Below are 5,177 nucleotides of genomic sequence, written 5' to 3'. Positions count from 1 at the left end.
GCTCGGGCACAACAACCCGGAACTGGTGGAACTGGCGCGCGAACTGCTCGCGGACGGCACGCCCATCCACGCCCAGTTCTCCCGGCACCCCTACGCGAACCGGCTGGCGAACGAGCTGAACGCGGTTCTGCACCGCGAGTTCGGGGTTTCCGAGCCGTACTACGCGGTGTTCGCGAACTCCGGCGCGGAGGCCGTGGAGGCCGCCGTGAAGCACGCCGAGCTGGACCGGGGGCACCGGGTGCGCGCGGTCGTGGAGGCGGTGGGGTCGGCGGTGGCGGCGGCCAGGGCCGCGGTGGACGGCGGGGCGCTGGTCGACGAGGAGGCGTACCGCGAGTTCGGCCTGGCCTCCGGGGACTTCGGCGCGCTGGCCGACCGGCTGGTCGCGCTCGCCGGGGAGGCGGCGTCGCGGCGCCCGGTGTTCCTGGCGCTGGAGGGCGGGTTCCACGGCAAGCTCGTGGGCAGCACCCAGCTGACCCACAACCCCGGTTACCGCGAGCCGTTCTCGGCGCTGGCCAGGCCGACCCGGTTCGTGACGCTGAACCGGCCGGAGTCGGTGCGGGAGGTGCTGGAGCCGGAGCGGGTGTGGCTGCGGGAGCCGGTGGTCGTCGACGGCGTGGTGCGCCTGACCGACCGGGAGCTGCCGGTGGTGACCGCGTTCCTGCTGGAGCCGGTGCAGGGCGAGGGCGGCATCCGCGAGGTGGAGGCCGAGTTCGCCAAGGAGATCGGCGCCGCCTGCGAGGAGGCGGGCGTGCCGGTGGTCGTGGACGAGGTGCAGAGCGGCATGGGCCGGTGCGGGGCGTTCTTCGCCAGCTCGCAGATCGGGCTGCGCGGCGACTACTACGCGCTGTCCAAGAGCCTGGGCGGCGGGATCGCCAAGGCCGCGGTGATGCTGGTGCGCGGCAAGCACTACCGGGGCGACTTCGAGCTGGTGCACAGCTCGACCTTCGCCAAGGACAGCTTCTCCTGCACGGTGGCGCTGCGGGCGCTCGCGCTGATGGAGGCCGACGGCGGGCGGGCCTACCGGGTGGCCGCCGAGCGCGGGCGGCGGCTGGCCGGGGTGCTGGAGTCGATCAGGGCCGACCACCCCGACCTGGTGCTGGAGGTGCGCGGCCGGGGCCTGATGCTGGGGCTGGAGCTGCGCGACCAGTCCGGCAGCGCGAACGCGGCGGTGGCCGGGCAGGCGGCGGCCGGGATGCTCGGCTACGCGGTCGCGGGCTACCTGCTGCGCGAGCACGCGATCCGGCTGTTCCCCACGGCGAGCGCGACGAGCACGCTGCGGTTCGAGCCCTCGCTGCACGTGTCCGACGAGGAGATCGCGCGGCTGGAGAACGGTCTGCGCGACGTCATGGCGGTGCTCGGCGACCCGGCGAGGAGGCTGGTGTGACCGCGGCCGTGGAGTTCGCCGAGGCGCGGGAGCGGGTCCGGGAGTTCGTGCGCGACGAGCTGCTGGGCGAGCGCCCGGAGCTGGACGTGCTGGGTGACATGCCGCTGCCGCTGTACCAGGGGTTCGCCAAGACCGGGCTGTCGAACTGGTGGCTGAGCCCGGAGCTGGGCGGGCTCGGGCTGACGCTGGAGCAGAGCGTCGACCTGGTGTCGGAGCTGTCGTACGGCGACGCCGGGGTGGCGTTCACCCTGCTGATCTCGATCATGGCCACGAACATGGTGTGGCTGTACGGGTCGGACGAGCTCAAGCAGCGGCACCTGCGACCGCTGGCGGAGTCCGGCGGGTTCGCGGCGACGCTGGGCAGCGAGCAGGCGGCCGGGAGCGAGCTGGGGCGCACCGCCACCGAGGCGCGGCGCGAGGGCGCCGAGCTGGTGCTCGACGGGGAGAAGTGGTTCGCGACCAACGCGGACTTCGCGGACTTCCTCGTGGTGGTGGCGAAGTCGCCGGACAACCCGTCGGGGCACGCCGCGATCGTGGTGCCGAGGGACGCGCCGGGCGTGCACGTGGTCAAGCGGTGGGACGTGGTGGGCGTGCGGGCCTCCGGCACCTACCAGGTGTCGTTGCGGGGCGTGCGGGTGCCCGCGTCGAACGCGCTGTCCGGGCCGGGGCTGCGGGTGCTGGAGGTGGGGCTCAACGCCAGCCGGGTCCTGATCGCCTCCACCGCGATCGGGGTGGCCAGGCGGATCAGGGACCTGTCGATCGAGTACGCCAGGCAGAAGCCGCTGCGGGGCTCGACGCTGCTGTCCAACGCGGTGTTCGGGGCGAAGATCGGGCAGGCGGAGATGGGCATCGGCGTGATGCTCAACCAGTGCAGGGCCGCGGGCCGCGACTTCGACTCGATCATGCTGGGCGGCGCGCCGGGCGCGGACTTCCTGCGGCACGGGACGTTGAAGTCGGCGCTGGAGACGAAGATGTTCACCGGGCAGATGGGCTGGTCGATCGCGACGACCGGGTCGGAGATGTTCGGGGCGCTGGGCTACACCGGCGAGTCGCTGATCGGGAAGCTGGTGCGGGACATGCGCTACATCTCGATCGTCGAGGGCGGCGACGACGTGCTGCGGGACCTGATGTTCAACCGGTACGCGCTGCCGGAGGGCAAGCGGTACTGAGCGCGCGCGGAAGGGGCGGGACGGCCGTGCGCCGTCCCGCCCCTTCCCGGTGCTCCCGCCCGGACGCGGGGCTCAGTCGTCCGCGCCGCCGTAGGCGTTGTCGATGATGTAGCGCCAGCGGCCGTCCCTGCCCCGGCGCAGCACGTCCGTGCCGGTCCCGCCCAGGTCGATCCGCTCGCCGGTGACCGAGGTGCCCCTGATCTCCCAGTCGACGATGAGCAGGGCCGTGTCGCCGTTGACGTAGATCCCCTTGGTGCGGGCCCGCATCGGCACCCGCCAGGAGAGGAACTCGGCGACGTTGGCTCTCCTGGCGTCGCCGCCGACCGGTTCCTCGCCCGGCTTCCACACCGACACCGCGTCGGGGCTGTACATGCGCTCGATCGTGTCGTGGTCCCAGGAGTTGAAGGCCCGCAGGAACAGGTCGGTCTGCCTGGTCAGGTCGTCGGTGGGGATGTCGTGCACCATCAGCGGTTCGGTCATCACTGGCTCCTCGTCGGCTTGCTCGGTCCGCGCCCGGCCCCGGCCCGGTCGGGCGACCCGGCCGGGGCGGGGGTCGTGCGGCTAGTTCAGGCTGTCCGCGCCCGCGCGGGGGAAGTAGCCCGCGTCGGTGAAGAAGCGCACGTACCTGGTGAACAGCTCGCCGGTCATCGGCGGGCAGGTCAGGCCCGCGTCGCGCAGCGCCTCGTCGGTCCCGGTGACGTCGAAGTCCGGGTAGGCGCCCTCGCCCGCGGCGGCGATGGCCTCGAACGAGTCGAGCAGCGGTTGCAGGGCGTTGTCCCGGTCGGCGCGCACCCGCGCGCTCCACTCGGCCGGGGGCAGCTCCTCCAGCTCGTGGCCGAGCGACCTGAGGTGGCCGATCATGTCCCGGTAGGTGATCGGGGCGGGGTTGGAGACGTGGAAGGTGCGGCCCGCCGCCTCCGGCCTGGTGGCCAGGTGGGTGATGGCGGCGCTGGCGTAGTCGACCGGCACCAGGTGGAACCGGCCTTCCAGGCCCTCGGGGACGGCTCCGCTGCGCAGGATGCCCTTCAGGCCCAGCCACACGAAGTCCCTGGTCTGGCAGGCGCCGTTGACCTGGTCGCCGGAGACCACGTCGACCCGGTACACCGACACGGGCAGGCCGCGCTCGCGGGCCTGGTCGATCATGCGCTCGGCCACCCACTTGGACTGGCGGTAGCCGTTGGACAGCACCTCGGGCGGTCCGGGGATGTCGTCGGTGGTCAGCGGCACGCCGGGGGTGACGGGCTGGTCGAACACGCCCGTGGAGGACACGAAGTGCACGGGCACCGTGCGGTGGGCCGCGGCCAGGCGCAGCACCTCCTCGGTGCCCGCGACGTTCACCGGGCGCAGCGCCTGGTAGGGCTGGAGCCAGTTGACCTCGGCGCCCGCGTGGAACACCACGTCGGCGGTGCGGGCCAGCAGGTCGCGCACCTCCTCGGGCAGCCCGAGGCCGGGCAGGCCGAGGTCGCCGGGGTGCACGACGACCCTGGACAGGTCGACCTCGTCGTCGAGCCGGTACCAGCGCAGGTTCTCGGCGATCCTGGCGAGCCCGGCGGCGGCGTCGGGGGCGCGCACGACGGCGTGCACGCGGGCCCGCGTGGTGCGCAGCACGTCCCTGAGCAGGAACGCGCCCAGGAACCCGGTGGCCCCGGTGAGCAGCACCTCGTCGGGGTCGGCGGCGTGGGTCGCGGTGGTGGCGGCGGGGACGACGTCGTCGGCCAGCAGCGCCTCCCGCGCGAAGTCGACCTCGGCGCGGGCGGGCGCCTGCGGGGCGCCGAGGTCGCGCAGGAAGTCGGCGACCGCGTCGGGGGTGGGGTGGTCGAACACGAGCGAGGCGGGCAGGGGCGAGCCGAGGGTCGCGGCGAGCCGGTGGCGCAGCTCGAGCGAGGTGAGCGAGTCGAAGCCCAGCTCGGGGAACGGGCGGTGCGGCTCGGGCGGGGCGGGCAGGCCGAGGACGGCCGCGCCCTCGGCGCCGACCCGGGCGCGCAGCCGGGCGCGCCTGCGGGCGGGGTCGGGTTCGGCGAGCGGGTCGGGGGCGGCGGAGGTGTCGGTGTTGACGGCCCTGCGGCGCAGCGGGGTGCGCACCAGGTCCGCGAACAGGGGTTGGGGCGTGCCGGAGGCGCGGATGGCGGTGATGTCGAGCGGGGTGGCGACGACGGCGGGCAGGCCGCTGTCGAGGGCCGCGTCGAGCAGCGCCGGGCCCCGGTCGGGGGTGACGGGGCGGAAGCCTGCGCGGGCGATGCGGGCCAGGTCGAGCTCGGAGAGCGCGCCGCCCATGCCGGTGGGCATGGCCCACAGGCCCCAGGCGATCGAGGTGGTGGGCGCGCCCCGGTCGGCGCGCAGGTGGGCGAGGGCGTCCAGGAACGTGTTGGCGGCGGCGTAGTTGGCCTGGCCGGGGCCGCCGGTGGTGGCGGCGAGGGAGGAGAAGTGGACGTGGTGGGCGTCGGGGAGCAGCCGGTGCAGGTGCCAGGCGGTGTGCACCTTGGGGCGCAGCACGGCCGCGAGGCGCTCGGGGGTGAGGGTTTGCAGCGCGGTGTCGTCCAGGACGCCCGCGGTGTGCAGGACGAGGTCGACCCGCCGGTCGCGCAGCACCTCGGCCAGCGCGGCCGGGTCGGTGGTGTCGGCGG

4 protein-coding genes are annotated in these 5,177 nt (G+C 74.3%); 2 read left to right on the top strand and 2 right to left on the bottom strand.

The window, feature by feature from the left end; all coding sequences use genetic code 11:
• Both ACTUAL_RS07610 and ACTUAL_RS07605 read left to right on the top strand, forming a co-directional pair.
• Positions 1 to 1,384: aspartate aminotransferase family protein (locus ACTUAL_RS07610; RefSeq protein ID WP_440899743.1), on the top strand; the 1,384-nt coding region annotated here is incomplete at its 5' end.
• A complete protein-coding gene (locus tag ACTUAL_RS07605; protein ID WP_440899742.1) occupies positions 1,381 to 2,553 on the top strand; it encodes an acyl-CoA dehydrogenase family protein in 1,173 nt (390 codons plus the stop codon). The genes ACTUAL_RS07610 and ACTUAL_RS07605, both read left to right, overlap by 4 nt.
• Positions 2,554 to 2,625: 72 nt before the next feature.
• On the opposite strand, the gene ACTUAL_RS07600 is transcribed toward ACTUAL_RS07605, so the two are convergent.
• Both ACTUAL_RS07600 and ACTUAL_RS07595 read right to left on the bottom strand, forming a co-directional pair.
• Complete coding sequence (locus ACTUAL_RS07600) at positions 2,626 to 3,033, bottom strand: YybH family protein (RefSeq protein ID WP_096495687.1); 408 nt, start codon at positions 3,031 to 3,033, stop codon at positions 2,626 to 2,628.
• An 81-nt stretch (positions 3,034 to 3,114) separates the two neighbouring features.
• Positions 3,115 to 5,177, bottom strand: a 2,063-nt coding sequence (locus tag ACTUAL_RS07595) for a thioester reductase domain-containing protein (RefSeq protein ID WP_440899741.1), incomplete at its 5' end; no start/stop codon positions are given.

This window comes from Actinosynnema sp., from assembly GCF_052038725.1.
The sequence above is the reverse complement of the archived record's forward strand: the minus strand, read 5'-3'. Positions and strand labels throughout refer to the sequence as shown.

Bases quoted from the DNA above. Each gene is read 5' to 3' on its own strand.
- ACTUAL_RS07600 (WP_096495687.1), bottom strand. From the start codon at position 3,033: ATGACCGAACCGCTGATGGTGCACGACATCCCCACCGACGACCTGACC.